The organism is Salipiger thiooxidans, assembly GCF_900102075.1.
GTDB classification, from domain to species: domain Bacteria; phylum Pseudomonadota; class Alphaproteobacteria; order Rhodobacterales; family Rhodobacteraceae; genus Salipiger; species Salipiger thiooxidans.
The window spans coordinates 39534-57221 of sequence record NZ_FNAV01000010.1; the positions used below are offsets into that span (position 1 = coordinate 39534).

The window sequence follows — 17688 nt, forward strand, 5'->3', positions numbered from 1 at the left end:
CTATTCGTCGAACACAGGCAGAAGGGTGACGCGCGTGCTGTCGATGACAACCTTGCCCTGCTCGCGAAAATTGACCGTGACGCGCCCGGCGATGTTCGACTGCACCTGGCCGGTGCCCCAGTCGGGCCGGTCGGGATGCGTCACCAGCATCCCAGGTTCGAGGATTGCGTTGAGGTCGTCCATAGGTGCGATCGCGTCCCTTCTTCCCGGTCGAAGCCCTGAGCACAGTCCAGAGTGAGGAGCCCCCATGTCCGTTGCAACCGCCAGAATCGCCACGCTGGTCGGCTCTCGTCTCTGCCATGACCTTGTAAGTCCCATCGGCGCGATTTCCAACGGGCTCGAGCTGATCGCGCTGGCCGGCACCCCGGGCCCCGAGGAAATGGCGCTGATCGAGCAGAGCGCGGCCTCGGCCACCGCGCGCATCAACTTCTTCCGCGTGGCCTTCGGCCATGCCTCGACCCAGCAGGACGTGGGCGCGCGCGAGGCGCGCAAGCTGCTGCAGGATTACTGCAAGGGCAGCCGGCTGAGCATCGACTGGCTGCCCGACGGCGACGCGCCGCGGACCGAGGTCCAGCTCGCCTTTCTCGCGACGCTCTGCTGCGAGAGCGCCCTGCCGCTGGGCGGGCGGGTGCACATCACCCATATCGAAGGCGGAGGCTGGCGCATCTCGGGCACCGGACAGCGGCTGTCGATCGAGCCGGATCTCTGGGCGCAGCTCACCAGCACCACGATCGAGGCAGAGGTGACGCCGGCGCGGGTGCAGTTCGCCCTGCTCGCACTCCTGGCGCCGGAACGTGGCCGCAAGATGGTGGTGCATGCAGGCGACGCGGCGGTCACCATCGAGATCGGCTGAGAGGCGTTTCGGGATCTTCCGAAATGGACCGGCGTCCCGGGCGGACCCGGAACGCCAGTCTTCTTCTCAGAAGTGCGGCCCGATCAGGCGCGCACCGCGCCGTCCGCGCGCACCACGTACTTGAACGAGGTCAGTTGCTCGGCGCCGACCGGGCCGCGCGCGTGCATCTTGCCCGTGGCGATGCCGATCTCGGCGCCCATGCCGAACTCGCCGCCATCGGCGAACTGGGTCGAGGCGTTGATCATCACGATGGCGCTGTCCACCCGCTCGACGAAGCGCTCGATGGCCGCCGGATCCTCGGCGAGGATGCAGTCGGTGTGGTTCGAGCCGTAGGTGCGGATGTGCTCGATGGCGGCATCCTCGTCCTCGACCACGCGGGCGGCGATGATGCTGTCGAGATACTCGCGCCCCCAATCGTCAGCGCTCGCCTGATGGGTGCCTTCGATGGCCTGCAGCGTCTCGTCGGCGCGCACCTCGACCCCCGCCTCGATCAGCGCGCGCACGACGCCCTGCCCAATGGTGTCCACCGCGTCGCGGTGGATCAGCAGGCACTCTGCGGCGCCGCAGATGCCGGTGCGCCGGGTCTTGGCGTTCATCACCACCGTCAGCGCCTTCACCGGGTCGGCGGAGGCGTCGATGTAGATGTGCACGATGCCCTCGAGATGGGCGAAGACCGGCACCCGCGCCTCGCGCTGGACGAGCCCCACGAGCCCCTTGCCACCACGCGGCACGATGACGTCGACGTAGTCGGTCATCTGCAGCAGCTCGCTCACTGCCGCCCGGTCGCGGGTCGGCACGAGCTGGATCGCGTCCTCGGGCAGGCCCGCCTTGCGCAGCCCCGAGACGAGGCAGTCATGGATGGCGCGCGAGGAGTGGAAGCTCTCGGAGCCGCCGCGCAGGATCACCGCGTTGCCGGACTTGAGGCAGAGCGCGCCCGCGTCAGCGGTGACGTTGGGGCGCGATTCGTAGATCACGCCGACGACACCGAGCGGTGTGCGCACCCGCTGGATGTGCAGGCCGGTGGGACGGTCCCACTCGGCGATCACCTTGCCCACGGGATCCTCCTGCGCCGCGATGGCGCGGAGCCCCTCGACGATGCCGCGGATACGGTCCTCGGTCAGCAGGAGCCGGTCCATCATCGCTTCGGTCAGGCCCTTGTCGCGGCCGAAGGCGAGATCCTGGGCATTGGCCTCGACGATCTCTGCCCGGCGGGCCCAGACGGCGTCGGCCGCGGCCTCGAGCGCCTCGGTCTTGCGGGCTGGCGGGGTGAAGGCGAGCTCGGCTGCGGCCGCTTTCGCACGACGGCCGATTTCGGTCATGACGGCGGGAATGTCGGTCATGTCTTTCATCGCTGTTCACCCTTCGGGTTCTGGTTTCCGAGGGCCCTCCTATAGCGCCTCGCGGCGGCGGGGCCTAGGGCGATTTCGGCACCGTCGCGCACCGGCCCGGGCGCCGGCGGGGGCGCTGCCCCCGTCCGCTGACGCGGACTCCCCCGGAGTTTATCGGGCAAGATGAACTGGCAGGAGACAGGTAGGGGTCAGAGTGCCATGTCGTCGCGGTGGATGAGCACCGCACGGCCGGGATAGCCGAGCGCCTCCTCGATCTCCCACGAGTGGCGGCCAACGATGCGGCGGGCCTCGTCGGCGGTGTAGCGTGTGAGGCCCTGCCCGAGCGTGGCGCCGCGCGGGTCGCGGATCACCACCGGGTCGCCGCGGCCGAACTCGCCCTCCGTGGCGGTGACGCCCACCGGCAGCAGCGAGCGGCCCTCGGCCATGGCGCGGGCGGCGCCGGCATCGAGAATGACCGCGCCGCAGGGCTTCATCGCCGCGATCCAGCGCTTGCGGGCCGCGTGCGGATCGACACGCGAGGTGAACCAGGTGACGTTGGCGCCCTGCTCGAGCGCGGCCAGCGGGTTCGAGACCGAGCCCTCGGTGATGGCCATGGCACAGCCCGCCGCGGTGGCGGTCTTGGCGGCCAGCAGCTTGGTCTTCATGCCGCCCTTGGAGAGGCCGCTGCCGGCGTCGCCGGCCATCGCCTCGATCTCGGGGGTGATCTCGTCGATCACGTCGTAGCGGATGGCGGTGGGATCCTGCGAGGGGTTGGCGCTGTAGAAGCCGTCGACGTCCGAGAGCAGGATCAGCTGGTCCGCCCCCACCGTCACCGCGACCTGTGCCGCGAGGCGGTCGTTGTCGCCGTAGCGGATCTCGTCGGTGGCGATGGTGTCGTTCTCGTTGACGATGGGCACCACGCCGAAGCCCAGCAGCGTCTCCATCGTGGCACGCTGGTTCAGATAGCGGCGGCGGTCGGCGGAATCCTCAAGCGTCACCAGCACCTGCGCGGTGGTGATCCCGTGGGGCGCGAGCGCGTCTTCCCATTCGCGCGCGAGGCGGATCTGGCCGACCGCGGCAGCGGCCTGGCTCTGTTCCAGCGGCAGCGTGGTGGCGGGCAGCTTGAGGATGCCACGGCCAAGCGCGATGGAGCCCGAGGACACGAGGATCACGTCGGTGCCCCGCGCCCGGATCGCGGCGATGTCCTCGGCGATCGAGCGCATCCAGGCGGCACGGAAGGCGCCGGTGAGCTTGTCTACCAGCAGCGCCGAGCCGATCTTGACCACGAGGCGCTGCGCAGAGCTCAGGGTTGCCATTGGGAGTCGTCCTCGGGCGCGGCGCGCAGGCGCTTGTCGTCGATGTAGCTCCGCAGCGCGCGCAGCACCTCGGTGGTGCCCTCGCCCGATGCGCCGGACATCAGCAGCACCTTGCCGCCGGACCGGGCCTCGAGTTCTTCGCGCAGGAAGGCGCGTTCCTCGTCGTCCATCGTGTCGATCTTGTTGAGCACGGTGACGCGCGGCTTCTCGGCGAGGCCCGCCCCGTATTGCTCGATCTCGTTGATGATCGTGTCGTAATCCTCGAGCAGCGAGCCCGAGCTGCCGTCGACGAGGTGCAGCAGCACCGCGCAGCGCTCGACATGGCCGAGGAACAGATCGCCCAGACCCCGGCCCTCGTGGGCGCCCTCGATCAGGCCGGGAATGTCGGCCACCACGAATTCGCGCCCGTCGACACCCACAACCCCGAGGTTCGGGTGCAGCGTCGTGAACGGGTAGTCGGCGATCTTGGGCCGCGCGTTCGAGGTCGCGGCGAGGAAGGTCGACTTGCCGGCGTTGGGCAGGCCCAGCAGGCCCACGTCGGCGATGAGCTTCAGACGCAGCCAGATCGTGCGCTCGACGCCCGGCTGGCCGGGGTTGGCGCGGCGCGGGGCCTGGTTGGTGGCGGATTTGAAGTGCAGGTTGCCCCAGCCGCCGTTGCCCCCGCGCGCGAGCAGCACGCGCTCGCCCAGCGTGGTGAGGTCGGCGATCACCGTCTCTTCGTCCTCGTCGAGAATCTCGGTGCCCACGGGCACGCGCAGCACGATGTCGTCACCGTCCTTGCCGGTGCGCTGGCGGCCCGCACCGGGGCGGCCGTTCTCGGCGAAGAAGTGTTGCTGGTAGCGGAAGTCGATGAGCGTGTTGAGCCCGTCCACGGCCTCGGCCCAGACGTCACCGCCGCCACCACCGTCGCCGCCGTCAGGACCGCCGAATTCGATATACTTCTCGCGACGGAACGAGATGCAGCCGTTCCCCCCGCTTCCGGAGCGGATGTAGACTTTGCAGAGGTCGAGGAACTTCATCTGGCGGATCCCGGGTCTGGAGAATGTGGCGGCATGTAGCCTTTGTGGGCGCGCATCTCAAGCGGTGCGCGGGGAATCGGGCGCCGAAATCGGTATCTGGGGGCGGATGGGCGCGGCACGCACGGTGCATCATCTTCCTTCCCGACACAGACGGCGCGTCGGTCTGGTCAGGACCGGGTCCGGTGAAGGACTTGCCGTGGAGGGAGGAAAATGGCGCGGTTGACGGGGCTCGAACCCGCGACCCCCGGCGTGACAGGCCGGTACTCTAACCAACTGAGCTACAACCGCGCATTTCCGCGGGGCGCATTTTCGGGGCAGCGATGGCGCGGTTGACGGGGCTCGAACCCGCGACCCCCGGCGTGACAGGCCGGTACTCTAACCAACTGAGCTACAACCGCTCGCTGCCTCCGAGGACTGCGTCCCCGAACGTGGAGGCCCTTCTAGGCGGGGTGCTTTCCCCCGTCAAGCGCTTTTGACGGCTCCTCGTGCGCATTTTCTCAGAAAGATTCCCCGGGGGCCCGAGACGCCGAGCGGCACAGGTGAATTTTCAGCGGAAAACCCGTGTTTTCAGCCTGTTGATCGGCAAAACTCATCGGACTGAACGGCGCGCCCCCGCCACGCCCCCACGTCATGACGACGAACCGGCGCCCTTTCGGGCACCGGTTTGCTGCGTTTGTGTCGATGATCCATGGTGGCACCGCAACGACTGCCCTGGCGTCAGCCGATGCCCGCCTGTCAGCGGGCGTCCAGACGGCGGCCGCGCGATTCCCCGATGGGCTCGGCCACCGGTTTCTCGAACAGTTCCCCGAGCCGATCCAGCTCGGCCGCGATCAGAATGATCTGCGTCACCCGTGACGATCTTTCAGATCTGGCGATTTCGTAACCCGCCTTTTCGACCAGCACGGCAGCGGTCCGCAACAAGCGCGGTGCAGCTTCCAAGCCGGTCATGCCATGTACTTCTGACACCAGTGCCGACAGCACATCCCCTTCAACCTGAGACAATCCGTTCTCCCCAACCCGAATTCGTACCTTCTCACGAGAGGCTCGACAGACACCGCCCGGATCCGTATCCCGAGCACAGGTACAATCCGGCAACATCACACGCCGCAATGGATCACCGCCGTTTGCAGACAGCGATGCCGGCATGTCCATCGCGGCTTCTGCGACAGCGCACACCGGTCTTACGGCGCATGGCATATGCGCGGTTCCCGTCCAACCTCTCCGCCACCCGCTTCCTCCAGCCCGGAAGGGCCACCCCATTGTGCGTCGACGGTCTGACCGCCCCCGAGGAGACGGTCCCACGAAAATACCACAAAGCGCCCGTCAGACGAATGAAAAAGCCATTCATGCAACTGCAGGTTCTCGGATTGTTGCCGGAGACTCGCGTCAGACAGCCGACTTGCGCCTTCAAACCGACGCGCCTCAGCGTCGGAATCGCTTGAATTCACGAAACAATATGTGAATCTGTTGCCGAAAAGCGTCAGACGAGAGCTGTCAGGCCGTGCCAAATTTGCTCGACATGAAACTCAATTTGCGCGGGCCGACATTCGAGGTCCTCGAGCTCAGCGCCGCGGAACTCCCCGCACTCTTCGAGCATCCGCTCCCCTGGCGCGATCTTTCTCACGTAATCGTGATTCTGATTCTCGCCGATCCGACCCGGGTCGCCCTGCTTACCGCGCTCTTCGCCCTGCGCCAGTTCTCGACGCGCCCGGCGGTCACTGGCCGATCGTGAGTCTCAGCGCCTTCTTCCCCACCCTGCTGCTGGTCGAGACCGCCATGGCGCTGGCGATCGCCCATCCGCAGCGCGCGCTGCTCTCGGGCCGGGTGGTCCATCTTGCGGCGATGGTGATTCTGTTCGAGACCATCTTCCTGCGCTTCGTCATGCCCCGGGTCCGGACCGAGGTCGCCCCGGACTGCCCGCCCGCGAAACAACGCGCCACGTCCCGCCGCCCCGAGCGGCTCCTGTACATCGCGGGCCAGCCGTTGCCGCTAGAGAAGGTCGAGCTGATCGAGGCGCGCCAGCAACACATGCACGTGCGGCTCTGCAACGGCACCCTGACTGAGCGTGCCCGGCTCTCGGACATCGCCGCCCAGACCCGCCCCGAGGACGGCATCCAGCCGCACCGCTCGTGGTGGGTGTCGCGTCGGGCGGTGGGGCGGCTGGGAACGCGCAGCGGGCGCGAGGTGCTGCAGCTGAGCGACGATTCGCAGGTCCCGGTGGCGCGCGGCCGGGTCGAGGACGTGCGCGACTGGATCGAAACCTCCCTCGACGACATCGCCTGAGGCGCAAGCGCCCCGAACCACAGGAGAACCTGTCCCGTCCCGACGGAACTGCCCGGCTCGCACACCCGTGACCTTTACGCCCCGCCGCCTGTTTCTTATATAAACACTCGGACTAAGGCACATGAAGGACAGGCCATGGATGATGCACCGCTCGAAGGCGCGCCGCTGATCGCTCCCTCCAGCACGGACCACCCGCTGCACGAGCCGGTGGTCGAGGCGTGCCGGTCGGTCTATGACCCGGAGATTCCGGTGAACATCTACGACCTCGGGCTGATCTACACCATCGCCATCGACCCCGAGAACGCCGTCAAGGTGACCATGACGCTGACCGCGCCGGGCTGCCCGGTGGCAGGCGAGATGCCCGGCTGGGTGCAGGACGCCGTGAGCGCCGTGCCCGGCGTCAGGGACGTGGACGTGGACATGGTCTTCGATCCGCCCTGGGGCATGGACATGATGTCCGACGAGGCGCGGCTCGAGCTGGGCTTCATGTGATCCCATGACGGGAGAGCTGCGCGAGCCGGCCACCGAGCGCGAGAAGATGATCGCGGGCCGGCTCTACGACCCGGGCGACCCCGAGCTCGTGGCCGAACGCAAGCGCAGCCAGGCGCTGATGCGCGACTACAACGCCACCGTTTACGGTGACGACACCCGCGGTGCGCTGCTCGCGGCGCTGCTGGGCACCCTGCCCGACCGTATCGCGATCCGCGCGCCGTTCTACGTGGACTACGGCTGGAACATCGCGCTCGGCGAGGGCGTGTTCCTCAACTACGGCTGCGTGCTGCTGGACGTCTGCCCGATCCGCATCGGCGACGGCACCCAGGTCGGGCCGATGACGCAGATCCTCACCGCCGACCACCCGCGCGACGGCGAGACCCGCGCCGCGGGGCTCGAATTCGGACGGCCCGTCACCATCGGCCGCAACGTCTGGATCGGCGGCGGTGCGATCCTCCTGCCGGGAGTCACCGTCGGCGATGACGCGGTGATCGGCGCGGGCGCCGTGGTGACGCGAGACGTGGCAGAGGGCACGACCGTCGCGGGAAACCCGGCGCGTCCGCTTGTGTCGCGCCCCGCGAACGCTTAGATTTGTCACTCCAAAAGGAGACACTCGATGTTCGGTATTCCTGGCAAACAGGCCGTGACCATGACCCCTGCCGCGGAAACGCAGGTGCGGAAGCTGATGGACCGCGACGGACGCGCCGGTCTGCGCATCGGCGTGAAGAAGGGCGGCTGCGCGGGCATGGAGTACACCATGGAGTTCGTCGACACGGCGGACCCCAACGACGAGGTGGTGGAGCAGGACGGCGCCCGCGTGATGATCGCGCCGATGGCGCAGATGTTCCTCTTCGGCACCGAGATCGACTACCGCAGCTCGCTGCTCGAATCGGGGTTCCACTTCAACAACCCCAACGTGGCCGATGCCTGCGGTTGCGGGGAATCGATCAAGTTCAAGGACGTGGAAGAGCTCAGCGTCGAGCGCGGCGACCCCTGATCCCTGCCGGGCGCCGGTCGCGGCGCCCCGCCGACCCTTCACGTCGGCCTGCGCCAGGGTGCTGGCACGGTTCCAGCCGAAACTCTCCCGATATGTCGCGGCATTGGCGGTCGCCCTGCCCTTGACGGCGGCGCCCATCCTTCGATGATGTGCCCGAACCGCAGAAGGGAGAGACCATGCGCACCAAACTTGCCGCCGGGAACTGGAAGATGAACGGGCTCAAGGCAGCCCTGTCCGAGCTCGGGGAGATGGCAGCCGCCGCGTCTGGCCCCGCCGAAGTCCTGATCTGTCCGCCCGTGACACTGGTCGCCGCCGCCGCAGACGCCGCAGAGGGTCTCGCCATCGGCGGGCAAGACTGCCATGCCAAGGCCTCAGGCGCCCACACCGGCGATGTCTCCGCCGCGATGCTGGCGGATGCCGGCGCCGAGTACGTGATCCTCGGCCACTCCGAGCGCCGCACCGACCACGACGAGCATGACGAAGACGTCCGCGCCAAGTGTGAGGCAGCCTGGGACGCCGGTCTCAAGGTGGTGCTCTGCGTAGGCGAGAGCCTCGAAGAGCGCGAGGCGTCGAACACGCTCGACATCATCGGCGGCCAGCTCGCCAAGTCGATCCCCGACGGGGCCACCGGCCACAACCTCGTGGTCGCCTACGAGCCGATCTGGGCCATCGGCACCGGCAAGGTCCCGACCACCGACCAGATCGGCGAGGTTCACGACTTCATGCGCGCCCGCCTCGAGAAGCGCTTCGGCGAGGGCGTGGGCCGCTCGGTCCGACTGCTCTACGGCGGCTCGGTGAAGCCCTCGAACGCGGGCGAGATCTTTGCGGTTTCCAACGTCGACGGCGCGCTGGTGGGCGGCGCCTCGCTCAAGGCGGCCGATTTCGTGCCCATCATCGAGGCGCTCAACGCGAGCGCGGGCTGAGGGCGCAGGACCGGTGAGGGGCCAGCCCCTCACACTCCCCGGAGTTCAGGGGCAAGATGAAGAGCGGGACTGTCCCTTCATCTTGCCCGATAAACTCCCGCCGGAGGCAGGCCGGCCCCCGGAATCGCAAGCGGCGCCCCGATCGGAGCGCCGCTTTTTCGTTTGAAATGATCTGCCCGGATCAACGGGTGATGATCTCCGGTCCCATGAAGGTCGTCGGAAGCCAGGTCGACAGGATCGGGATGTAGGTCACCATGATCAGGAAGACGAAGAGCACCGCAAGGAAGGGCAGCGCCGCGCGCACCACGCTCATCATAGGCATCCCGGCCACGCCAGAGGTCACGAAGAGGTTGAGACCCACCGGCGGGGTGATCATGCCGATCTCCATGTTCACCACCATGATGATGCCGAGGTGGATCGGGTCGATGCCAAGCTCGATGGCGATGGGGAACACCAGCGGCGCGACGATCACCAGGAGGCCCGAGGGCTCCATGAACTGGCCGCCGATCAGCAGGATCACGTTGACGATCACCAGGAACATCACCGGGCCGAGCCCAGCCCCGAGCATGGCGCTCGCGATCTGCTGCGGGATCTGCTCATCGGTCAGCACGTGTTTCAGGATCAGCGCGTTGGCGATGATGAACATCAGCGTGATCGTGAGCTTGCCAGCCTCGAACAGCGTGTCGCGGGTGTCGCGGTGGAAGAAGGCCGTCACCAGCGCGATCGGCTTGCGGATGAGCGGCAGGTTGGGCTCGCCGTTCCGGCCCGCGAGCGGCCCCATGTCGCGGTAGACGAAGTTCGCGATCAGGAAGGCGTAGACCGCGGCCACGGCAGCGGCTTCGGTCGGCGTGAAGATGCCGCCGTAGATCCCGCCGAGGATGATGACGATCAGGAACAGGCCCCAGAGCGCCTCGCGGCCCGCGGTGAAGACCTCGCCCCAGCCCAGCCACTCGCCCTTGGGCAGGTTCTTGACCCGCGCCATGACGTAGATGGTGATCATCAGCATGGTGCCCGCCATCAGGCCGGGGATCACGCCTGCGAGGAACATCCGCCCCACCGAGACATCGGTCGCCGAGGCGTAGACCACCATCACGATGGACGGCGGAATGAGGATGCCCAGCGTGCCCGCGTTGGCGATCACGCCTGCCGCGAAGTCCTTGGTGTAGCCCACCTGCCGCATGCCGGCGATGACGATCGAGCCGATGGCCACCACGGTCGCGGGCGAGGACCCGGAGAGGGCAGCGAAGAGCATGCAGGCGAAGACGCCGGCAATGGCGAGGCCGCCGTGCACGTGGCCCACCAGCGCGATGGAGAAGCGGATGATCCGCCGCGCCACGCCGCCCGTCGACATGAAGCTCGAGGCGAGGATGAAGAACGGGATCGCCAGCAGCGTGTAGTGGCCGGCCATCGCCTGGTAGAAGCTCTGCGCGACCGAGCTCAGCGAGGTGTCGGATAGCACCAGCAGGAAGACGATCGACGAGATGCCGAGCGAGACTGCGATCGGCACGCCGATCAGCATCAGGCCGACGATGATGACAAAGAGAAGTAAAACGTCCATCGGTCTTTCAGTCCTCGCGGTTCATGTGGGCCACGTCTTCGACCGCGTCTTCGGCCTCGTGGCTGACGATCAGGCTGGTCTGGGCACCGGTCCAGATGCGCCACCCCGCCTGGAGGAAGCGGAAGAACAGCAGCGCGGCGCCGAAGGGCAGCATGGCGTAGGGGATGAAGCGCGGCAGCTTCTCGTAGGCCTCGCCCTCGTTGATCCAGGGCTCGATGAAGCGCAGCCACTCGGGCATCGGGATGTCGACCACCTCGTACCAGGAGCGGTAGGAGGTGCGTGTCATCTCCTCGAAGCCCGTGGGGAACCAGCGGCCGGTGGTCTGCGGCAGGTTGACGAAGTTGGCCCAGTAGTCCCAGGCGCCCTTCAGCAGCAGCGCCGCGTAGACGATGCAGACCACCGCCGCGATCAGCGCCATGACCCGGCGGACGGTGGTCGGCACCAGCGTGGTGACCGCGTCGACGCCGAGATGGGCAGTGACCTTCACCGCGTAGGAGATGCCGAAGAGCACCAGCCACGCGAACAGGATCGTCACCGCCTCGAGGCCCCAGATGAGGCCGGTGTTGAAGCCGTAACGCAGCACGACGTTGATGAAGGTGATGAGCGTCATGAGCCCGAGGATCACCGCGATGGCGGTTTCCTCGATTTCGTTGACGATGCGGCCGAGCGCGCTCTGGCCGTGGGTGTGACTGGACATGCTGTCCCCCCATTCCGCGTCCGGGCACCGGCCCCGGCGCCTTATCCGGTTAGTGATGTCTGATGGGAAACCGTGTGAAAAAGGGGACGGCGGACCGTCCCCTGCAGCGGCCGGCCCCGATCCATACGGGCCAGGCCGGCCGTGTGCGGGCGATCAGCCCTGCACTTCGGCGTTGAACTTCTGCGCGGCCTCGATGTTTTCCACACCGACGTCGCCTTCGAACTTCTCCCAGACCGGCTTCATCGCGTCGACCCAGGCCTGACGCTGCTCGGGGGTGAGCTCGCGAATGGTGCCGCCAGCGTCGAGGATGGCCTGGCGGTTGTCGGCGTCGACCTCGGCGATGGCCGCGTTACGCTCGGCGGTGACCTCGTGGACGATGGTCTCGAGCTGGGTTCGGATGTCCTCGTCGAGGCTGTCCCACCAGTCGGCCGAGGTCACGACCATGTAGTCGAGCACGCCGTGGTTGGTCTCGGTGATGCCGTCCTGCACCTCGAAGAACTTCTGGCCGTAGATATTCGACCAGGTGTTGTCCTGACCGTCGACCACGCCGGTCTGCAGCGCGCCGTAGACTTCCGAGAAGGCCATCGGCTGCGGGCTGGCGCCGAGCTGCTCCATGTTCGCCTTCAGCACCTCGGAGGGCTGCACGCGGAACTTGAGGCCCTTGGCGTCCTCGGGGGCGACCAGCGGCTTGTTGGCCGAGAACTGGGTCATGCCGTTGTGCCAGAAATCGAGGCCGAGCAGGCCGCGGCGAAGCATCGATTCCTTCATTTCCTGGCCGGTTTCCGAGTTTTGGAACGCGTCCACGGCCTCGATGTTCACGAACATGAACGGCAGGTCGAAGATGCGGAACACCTTGGTGAACTGCTCGAACTTGGACAGCGAGGGCGCGGCCATCTGCACGTCGCCGTTCAGCATTGCCTCGAGCACCTGGTCGTCGTTGTAGAGCGTCGAGTTCGGGTAGACCTCCATGCAGGCCTTGCCGTCCATCTCGTCGTTGACGCGCTGCTGGAGCAGCGTCGCCGCGATGCCCTTGGGGTGCTTGTCGGTGTTGGTCACGTGGCTGAACTTGATGACGATTTCGCCATCGTCGCAGGCAGCCATTGCGCCAGTGGCGCCGGTGGTAAGGGCCGCAGCGGCCACGGCGGTCATCAGAAACGTCTTCATCGGTATCCTCCCGAAAAGTGATGATCGAGGGCCTGCTCCCCTGCGGACCCTTCGCTGAACACATGACAGCCATGCGTGAATTGCATCAAGCCTGTGTGAAGCGTCGTGACAAAATCGTCATGAAATCCAATTGTCTCAGAGGGTTGAATGCCTCCACCCCTGCCACTATGGCGAAACGCCGCCTGTGGATGTGCGGAACTTCGCACAGGCTTCCCGGTTCCCCGTGCGGAAATCCGCACATTTTGTCTTTGGCGAATCTCGGGAGCCGCCCGCACACTCCGCCGCATGGAACCGGATCGTCACGACCGCATCATCGCCTTCATGGCCGAGGCCGAACGCCTCAAGGCGACCTTCCGCTCGGGCCGCACCAGCGCGGAACGGCGCGAGAGCGTTGCCGAGCACTCGTGGAGCCTCTGCCTACTGGCACTTCTGACCGAGGACGAGAGCGGTGTGGATTTCGCCCGGCTGCTGCGGCTGTGCATCGTGCACGACCTCGGCGAGGCGATCTCGGGCGACGTCCCCGCCATCGACCAGGGGCCCGACACCGACAAGAGCGCGCGCGAGCGGGCGGATCTTGCGACCCTGACCGAGGGTCTGCCGCCGGACCTGCGCGACCGGGTGCGCGGGCTGTGGGAGGAATACGAGGCGGGCAAGACTCCCGAGGCGCGCGTCGCAAAGGGGCTCGACAAGCTCGAAACCATGCTTCAGCACGTCACCGGCCCGCAGGAGCCCGGCTTCGACTACGGCTGGAACCTGGGTTACGGCACGCGCTGGACATCGCAGGCGCCATTCCTGCAGAGCCTGCGCGAGCGTATCGACCGGCTCACGCGAGAGGCCGCGTCCTGACGCCGTTTCAGCGGAAACTCTCCGGCTTCAGCCCATATTTCGCCAGCTTGTCGTAGAAAGTCTTGCGCGGCAGCTTCAGAACCTCGGCGGCGGCGCTGGCCTGGCCGCCGGTGCGCTTCAGCGCGTCCGCCAGCAGCGAGCGTTCCACCTGAGCCATGCGTTCGGCCAGGCCCAGCCCCTCGGATCCGCCGTCATCCTCGCCCAGCCCCAGCACGAAGCGCATGGCGGCGGACATGAGCGCGCGGGCGTTACCGGGCCAGTCTCGGGCGATCAGCCCCGCGACGACCTCCTCGCCGATCTCGGGCTCGGTCATGCCCGACTGCTCCGCTGCCTGCGCAACGTAGTGGCGAAACAGCACCGGGATATCCTCGGGCCGCTCCGAAAGCGCGGGAATGCGCAGCTGCATCACGTCGAGCCGGTAGTAGAGCTCGGACGAGAACGCCCCCGCCTCGACCGCGCCCGACAAGTCGTCGACCGTACCGCCGATGAGCCGCGCGCCGCCCTCCTCGAGCGCATCCTGCAGCGCCACCTGCGTATCCTGCGGCAGCCGGCCGATCTCGTCGAGGAACAGCGTGCCGCCCTTGCAGGCCTGCCAGAGTTCGGCCAGCGCCGCCCGGCCGAGCCCCGCCGCCGAGCGCTTCTCGAACGGCCCCTTGGCGCTCGAGGAACAGAGGTGCACCACCTCGGCCACCTTCGAGATCCCCGAGCCCCGGGCGCCGCGCACCAGCACGTCGGCCCCCGCCCGCGCCGCCGCCCGCACCTGCGCGCGCAGGGCCTCGGACTGGGGCGAGACGCCGAAGATCATGCGCGCCGCCGGGTCGCCGGTCTCGAGCTGGGCCTTGAGCCGCCGATTCTCGAGCACCAGCCCGCGCGTGCGCAGCGCCCGCTCGATCACCGAGATCAGGTCCTGCGGCGCGCAGGGCTTTTCGAGAAAGTCGAAGGCTCCCGCCGACATCGCCCGCACCGCCATCGGGATGTCTCCCTCGCCGGTCAGCAGGATCACCGGCAGTTCGGTATCCTGCTCGTGGGCGTAGTCGAGCAGGTGAAAGCCGTCACGGCCGGGCATCCGGATGTCCGAGACGATGACGCCTTCGAAACGCGGCCCGATCAGGTCCTTGGCCTCTACGAAGCTGCCCGCGGTCACCGCGTCGAACTCGGCCAGCTCCAGCGTCTGCCCCAGCGCCTCGCGCACCGCCGCGTCGTCGTCCACCAGAAGCACCTTGCGGATGATCATGCGATTTCCCTCGCCTGTTGCAGCTCGATGGTGAAGAGCGCGCCGCCCTCGACGTTCTCGCCCCGGAGGCGCCCGCCGAAGCCCTCGACGATCCCGTAGGAGATCGAGAGCCCGAGGCCCATGCCCTCTTCGGCGCCGACCTCCTTGGTCGAATAGAACGGGTCGAAGATGCGCGACGGGTCGGCGATGCCGGGGCCGGTGTCACGCACGGTAAGCCGCACCAGCCCCGCCTCGTCGTCAGGCGCCACACGGATCTCGATGCGCCGGGACGCGCTGTCGGCCATGGCATCCATGGCGTTCGACAGCAGGTTCACCACCACCTGCCCCAGCCGCACATCGCCCGCCATCACCACGGTGGCGCGCTCGGGGCGGCGCCAGTCGATCTCGGTCCCCGTGGCCTCGATGCGCCGGGCCAGAACCTCGAGCGCGCCTTCGACCACCGCTGCAAGCCCGACCCGGCGCGCGGGTTCGGGCTCGGCCTTGGCGAAGGCGCGCAGGTTCTTGATGATGCGCCCCATGCGGTTCGCCATGTCCGAGATCCGCCCGAGGTTCTCGGCCGCCCGGTCCTGCCGCCCGCGCTCGAGGAAGGCGGTACCATTCTCGGCAAAGCTGCGGATCGCCATCAGCGGCTGGTTCAGCTCGTGGCTGATGCCCGCGCTCATCTTACCGAGCGCCGAGAGCTTGGAGGCCTGCACCAGCTCCGCCTGCGCGCGCTTGAGCGCCGCCTCGGCCTCTTCACGCTCCGAGACCTCGCGGCGCAGCGCGAGGTTGCTCTGCTGCAACGCCCGGGTGCGGGCCGAGACGCGTTCCTCGAGCACGGCGTTGGCCTCGGCCAGCGCCCGGCGCCGTTCAAGCGCCAGCCACAGCAGCGAGCCGAAGAACAGCATCATCGCCGCCACCACCGCCGCCTGGAGCCCCGCCAGCCGGATCGCTGGGGCCACGTCCACCAGCAGCACCCCAGTCATGCCGATCACCGGCAGATCCGCCTGCAGCCGCAGGGCGCGGTGCGGGACATAGGACGAGAAGCGCTGCACCCAGACCGTGTGTCCGCCGGGATAGCGCAGCAGCAGCGGCTTCTCGGTGCCGTCGCTGGTGACCACCTTGTCACCCTCGCGCCGCCAGTGCAGCAGTTCCGAGCGGTTGGTGGCGATGACCTCGCCCGCCGCATCGGTGAAGAACACCGCCGGCAGCGAGCCGCGCCAGACCTGTTCCAGCCGCGCGAGGTCCACCGCCACGATCAGCGCCCCACGCACGGTCCCGTCGGGGCCGAAGGAGGGCGCGGCGAACCAGAAGGCGCGCTCGATGTCCTCGGGACCCGCACCGTGCGCGATGCCGAGCGCCCCGTGGAGCGCGCGCCGGAACGGGTCGCCCGCGAGCAAACGTTCGGGCAGGCCCGGCGCCGATTGCGCCATGACCCGGCCCTCGGCATCGGCATAGACCGCGAGTGCCGCGCCGGATCGGTCGGCGGCGCGCAGCAGCATCTTCTCGGCCGCCGCCCGCGAGCCACCGTAATGCAGTGCCACCAGCGCCGGGTGATCGGCGGTCAGCACCGCGAATTCCCGGAACCGCTGAAGCTGGGTGACGAGGCGGTCAGAGGCGAGCTCGAGGTCGCTCTCGCCGCGCGCCGCCACCGGATCGAGCGCCTGCAGATAGGCCGAGCGCCAGACCACCGCCGACAACACGGCGGTGACGAGCAGCGCGAGCGCCACGATCAGGGCGCGGTGGGCGGAAAATCCGGGCTTCATGACAGAGACATAACAATCCGCGCCTTGCACGGGAAGCGGCTCAGAGGCAGGGTCGCCGCCATGATGCGCCTCAGCCAGTCCCCGACCGACCCCGCTTTCGTGCAGGACCCCTACCCGTTCTACGACCGGCTCAGGGCCGCTGGCGATCTTGCCCACTGGAACGACTACGGGCTGATCTGCGCCAGTTCGCACCGCGCCGTGCAGGCGCTGCTGCGCGACCGCCGCTTCGGGCGCGAGATCCCGGCCGAGATGGCGCAGCCGGTGCCCGAACACCTCGCGCCCTTCTATGCCATCGAGGCGCATTCCATGCTCGAGCTGGAGCCGCCGCGCCATACCCGCCTGCGCGGTCTGGTGCTGCGCGCCTTCACCTCGCGGCGCATCGCCGGTCTCGGCCCCGAGATCGCGACGCTGGCGCATGGGCTCATCGACGCCTTTCCGGAGGGGCCGTTCGACCTGCTCCCCGCCTTCTGCCAGCCGATCCCGGTGATCGTCATCGCGCGGCTGCTCGGGGTGCCGGACAGCCTCGCGCCGCAGCTTCTCGACTGGTCGAACGCCATGGTCGCGATGTACCAGGCGCGCCGCACCCGGGCCATCGAGGACGCCGCCGCCGCGGCCGCGGCCGAGTTCTCGTCTTTCCTCCGCGACTACATCGGCGACCGTCGCAAGGCGCCGCGCGACGACCTGCTGTCGCAGCTGATCGCCGCCGAAGAGTCGGGCGACCGGCTTTCCACCGACGAGCTCATCGCGACCTGCATCCTGCTGCTGAACGCCGGTCACGAGGCGACGGTGCACACCTTCGGCAACGGCATCAAGACGCTGCTCGAGACCGGCCACGGCATCACCGCGGACAATGCGGCACCGGTCGCCGAGGAGCTCCTGCGCCACGACCCGCCGCTGCATCTCTTCACCCGCTATGCCTATGAGGAGGCGGAGGTCTTCGGCCATGTCTTCCAGCGTGGCGAGCGCGTGGCACTGCTGCTCGGCGCGGCGGGGCGCGACCCGGAGGTCTATGCCGACCCCGCGCGGTTCGACCCCGCGCGCGAGGCTCCGGCCCACCATGCCTTCGGCGGCGGGCCGCATTTCTGCGTGGGTGCGCCGCTGGCCCGGCTCGAGCTGCAGACCGCCCTGCCCATTCTTTTCGAGCGCTGTCCGACGCTCCGCTTGGCCGAGACCCCGCGCTACGCCGACCTTTACCATTTCCACGGGCTCGAGCGGCTCACGGTCGAGACCTGA

At 68.0% G+C, this 17688-nt stretch carries 19 protein-coding genes and 2 tRNA genes; 9 read left to right on the top strand and 12 right to left on the bottom strand.

The window, feature by feature from the left end; all coding sequences use genetic code 11:
* The gene (locus BLQ77_RS15735) at window positions 1–183 is read right to left on the bottom strand and encodes a DUF3553 domain-containing protein (protein WP_008886154.1); all 183 of its coding nucleotides are present in this window, start codon (window positions 181–183) and stop codon (window positions 1–3) included.
* Between the two features lie 64 nt (window positions 184–247).
* On the opposite strand from BLQ77_RS15735, the gene BLQ77_RS15740 reads away from it, so the two are divergent.
* On the top strand, window positions 248–853 hold the full coding sequence (locus BLQ77_RS15740) for a histidine phosphotransferase family protein (RefSeq protein WP_089960939.1): 606 nt from the start codon (window positions 248–250) through the stop codon (window positions 851–853).
* 83 nt (window positions 854–936) lie between these two features.
* On the opposite strand, the gene BLQ77_RS15745 is transcribed toward BLQ77_RS15740, so the two are convergent.
* The 6 genes from BLQ77_RS15745 to BLQ77_RS15770 all read right to left on the bottom strand — a co-directional run bounded on the left by BLQ77_RS15745 (window position 937) and on the right by BLQ77_RS15770 (window position 5518).
* Window positions 937–2202, bottom strand: a complete 1266-nt coding sequence (locus tag BLQ77_RS15745; RefSeq protein WP_089960941.1) for a glutamate-5-semialdehyde dehydrogenase — start codon at window positions 2200–2202, stop codon at window positions 937–939.
* Window positions 2203–2390: 188 nt separating this feature from the next.
* Window positions 2391–3497 carry a glutamate 5-kinase gene (gene proB / locus BLQ77_RS15750; protein ID WP_089960943.1) on the bottom strand — a complete coding sequence of 369 codons (1107 nt, stop codon included), beginning with the start codon at window positions 3495–3497 and terminating at the stop codon, window positions 2391–2393.
* Complete coding sequence (gene obgE, locus BLQ77_RS15755) at window positions 3485–4516, bottom strand: GTPase ObgE (RefSeq protein WP_008884963.1); 1032 nt, start codon at window positions 4514–4516, stop codon at window positions 3485–3487. The genes proB and obgE overlap by 13 nt, the downstream gene beginning before the upstream one ends.
* Window positions 4517–4727: 211 nt before the next feature.
* Window positions 4728–4804 (bottom strand) — tRNA-Asp (locus BLQ77_RS15760).
* Window positions 4805–4837: 33 nt separating this feature from the next.
* Window positions 4838–4914: transfer RNA gene (locus BLQ77_RS15765), tRNA-Asp, on the bottom strand.
* Window positions 4915–5251: 337 nt separating this feature from the next.
* Window positions 5252–5518: a DNA primase gene (locus tag BLQ77_RS15770; protein ID WP_089960945.1), complete on the bottom strand. Its 267-nt coding sequence runs from the start codon at window positions 5516–5518 to the stop codon at window positions 5252–5254.
* 508 nt (window positions 5519–6026) lie between these two features.
* On the opposite strand from BLQ77_RS15770, the gene BLQ77_RS15775 reads away from it, so the two are divergent.
* From BLQ77_RS15775 to tpiA, 6 genes are all read left to right on the top strand, one after another.
* Entirely contained in the window at window positions 6027–6248 is a 222-nt protein-coding gene (locus BLQ77_RS15775; protein ID WP_165617131.1) for a hypothetical protein, read from the top strand.
* A complete protein-coding gene (locus tag BLQ77_RS15780; protein WP_089960949.1) occupies window positions 6245–6799 on the top strand; it encodes a LytTR family DNA-binding domain-containing protein in 555 nt (184 codons plus the stop codon). The genes BLQ77_RS15775 and BLQ77_RS15780 overlap by 4 nt, the downstream gene beginning before the upstream one ends.
* A 135-nt stretch (window positions 6800–6934) precedes the next feature.
* The gene (locus BLQ77_RS15785) at window positions 6935–7291 is read left to right on the top strand and encodes an SUF system Fe-S cluster assembly protein (RefSeq protein WP_008884772.1); all 357 of its coding nucleotides are present in this window, start codon (window positions 6935–6937) and stop codon (window positions 7289–7291) included.
* A gap of 4 nt (window positions 7292–7295) precedes the next feature.
* On the top strand, window positions 7296–7880 hold the full coding sequence (locus BLQ77_RS15790) for a sugar O-acetyltransferase (RefSeq protein WP_089960952.1): 585 nt from the start codon (window positions 7296–7298) through the stop codon (window positions 7878–7880).
* A gap of 27 nt (window positions 7881–7907) precedes the next feature.
* Complete coding sequence (locus BLQ77_RS15795) at window positions 7908–8288, top strand: HesB/IscA family protein (protein ID WP_008884950.1); 381 nt, start codon at window positions 7908–7910, stop codon at window positions 8286–8288.
* 176 nt (window positions 8289–8464) lie between these two features.
* Window positions 8465–9211, top strand: coding sequence for a triose-phosphate isomerase (gene tpiA, locus BLQ77_RS15800; RefSeq protein ID WP_008883964.1), 747 nt, complete (start codon window positions 8465–8467; stop codon window positions 9209–9211).
* A 181-nt stretch (window positions 9212–9392) separates the two neighbouring features.
* On the opposite strand, the gene BLQ77_RS15805 is transcribed toward tpiA, so the two are convergent.
* From BLQ77_RS15805 to BLQ77_RS15815, 3 genes are all read right to left on the bottom strand, one after another.
* Window positions 9393–10769: a TRAP transporter large permease gene (locus tag BLQ77_RS15805; protein WP_008883690.1), complete on the bottom strand. Its 1377-nt coding sequence runs from the start codon at window positions 10767–10769 to the stop codon at window positions 9393–9395.
* 7 nt (window positions 10770–10776) lie between these two features.
* Window positions 10777–11466, bottom strand: coding sequence for a TRAP transporter small permease (locus BLQ77_RS15810; RefSeq protein ID WP_008883687.1), 690 nt, complete (start codon window positions 11464–11466; stop codon window positions 10777–10779).
* A gap of 153 nt (window positions 11467–11619) precedes the next feature.
* Window positions 11620–12630 (bottom strand): DctP family TRAP transporter solute-binding subunit, encoded by a 1011-nt coding sequence (locus BLQ77_RS15815; protein WP_008884283.1) that lies wholly within the window; start codon window positions 12628–12630, stop codon window positions 11620–11622.
* Window positions 12631–12915: 285 nt separating this feature from the next.
* On the opposite strand from BLQ77_RS15815, the gene BLQ77_RS15820 reads away from it, so the two are divergent.
* Window positions 12916–13476, top strand: a complete 561-nt coding sequence (locus BLQ77_RS15820; protein ID WP_089960953.1) for an HD domain-containing protein — start codon at window positions 12916–12918, stop codon at window positions 13474–13476.
* A 7-nt stretch (window positions 13477–13483) separates the two neighbouring features.
* Here BLQ77_RS15820 and BLQ77_RS15825 read toward each other — a convergent pair whose 3' ends face one another.
* Window positions 13484–14710, bottom strand: coding sequence for a sigma-54-dependent transcriptional regulator (locus BLQ77_RS15825; protein ID WP_089960956.1), 1227 nt, complete (start codon window positions 14708–14710; stop codon window positions 13484–13486).
* Window positions 14707–16455: a sensor histidine kinase gene (locus tag BLQ77_RS15830; RefSeq protein ID WP_165617132.1), complete on the bottom strand. Its 1749-nt coding sequence runs from the start codon at window positions 16453–16455 to the stop codon at window positions 14707–14709. The genes BLQ77_RS15825 and BLQ77_RS15830 overlap by 4 nt, the downstream gene beginning before the upstream one ends.
* Before the next feature lie 60 nt (window positions 16456–16515).
* On the opposite strand from BLQ77_RS15830, the gene BLQ77_RS15835 reads away from it, so the two are divergent.
* The gene (locus tag BLQ77_RS15835; RefSeq protein WP_089960962.1) at window positions 16516–17688 is read left to right on the top strand and encodes a cytochrome P450; all 1173 of its coding nucleotides are present in this window, start codon (window positions 16516–16518) and stop codon (window positions 17686–17688) included.